The 1309-nt window shown below is 54.0% G+C and carries 2 protein-coding genes; both read left to right on the top strand.

The annotated features are described in order from the left end of the window. Positions 1-124 precede the first annotated feature (124 nt). A complete protein-coding gene (locus NW855_RS11335) occupies positions 125-1174 on the top strand; it encodes an RNA-guided endonuclease InsQ/TnpB family protein (protein WP_414402461.1) in 1050 nt (349 codons plus the stop codon). Next, the gene (locus tag NW855_RS11330; protein WP_414402462.1) at positions 1071-1295 is read left to right on the top strand and encodes a hypothetical protein; all 225 of its coding nucleotides are present in this window, start codon (positions 1071-1073) and stop codon (positions 1293-1295) included. The genes NW855_RS11335 and NW855_RS11330 overlap by 104 nt, the downstream gene beginning before the upstream one ends. Positions 1296-1309 lie beyond the last annotated feature (14 nt).

Here is a 1309-nt window from a genome sequence, read left to right as displayed (position 1 = left end):
GGGCAAGCCTCTAGTCCTGAATTTACTGAACAACATATTGTCTTACGGAACTAAAATAGCCATACTGAATTAAGCGTGCTGCCGCGGCTATCCCAAAGTTATGTTGCTAGGTTTTTGCACCCGATTGGAACTAAATAACCGGCAAAAGACCTTGGCCGCTCAGCATGCAGGGGTAGCTCGTCACGCCTACAACTGGGGTCTGGCTATCTGCAAGCAGGCTGTTGAATCCAAACAGAAGCTACCCACGGCTATTGACCTGCACAAGCGCTTGGTAGCCGAGGTGAAGAAAGAAAATCCCTGGTACTACCAGGTCTCCAAATGCGCTCCTCAGCAGGCCCTCCGCAACTTGGAGCAAGCCTTTAAGCGCTGGCGGAGTGGGTTGGGGAAGTTCCCCCGCTTCAAACGCAAGGGAGTGCGAGACAGCTTTTACTTGGAAGGTAGCATCCGCATCTCTGGTGACCGCATCAAGGTACCTATCCTTGGTTGGTTACGCTGTGCGGAGCTGCTCCCCACTGCCACACCCAAGAACGTGGTCATTAGTCTTCGCGCTGGACATTGGTATGTCTCCTTCAAGTATGAAGCTCCGGCGCCTCAGGTGGAGAAGACCGGGGAAGTTGTGGGAGTAGACTTAGGTATCAATCGCTTGGCCACCTGTTCCGACGGGGAAGTATTCGAGAATCCAAAGCCCTATTACAAAGCGAAGAAGCGTCTGGCCAGGCTGCAACGGCGACTGAGTCGTAAGCAGAAGGGATCCGCTAACCGTAAGAAGGCAGTAGCACAGCTCGCTAAGGCCCATAAGCGGGTGGCAGACATTCGGCAAGACAATCTGCACAAGCTAACGACCTACCTGGCCAAGAAATATCGGGTAGTGGTGATTGAGGACTTGCAGGTGAAGAACCTGCTTAAGAACCACAAGCTGGCAGGAGCGCTGTCAGATTGTGGCTTTTACGAGTTTCGGCGACAGCTAGAGTATAAGGCCCGGCTCTACGGCTGTCAGGTGGTGGTGGCGGATAGGTTTTATCCGTCCAGCCAACTGTGGGCACCGACAGAAGATGCCGCTACAGGAAAGGATGTTCTGCTGCCCGTGTTGTGGTCTGGAGCTAGACCGCGACTTGAATGCAGCCCTAAACCTGTTGCGGTGGTACAGAACTACCTCAAGCTCTGGGGGAAGTGACGCCTGTGGAGATCCCTCTGGCGGGGTGGTAGGGGTGAACTCTGCCGCTAGTCATGGGTCGCTGAAGCAGGAAGAAAGCAGCGATGCTGGGCAAAGTTCTGCTTTGTTCAGCGTTGCATAAGTCTTTCGGAGCGG

The organism is Synechococcus sp. RC10B2 (genome assembly GCF_047502635.1).
This window is presented reverse-complemented; position numbering and strand designations above follow the sequence as displayed.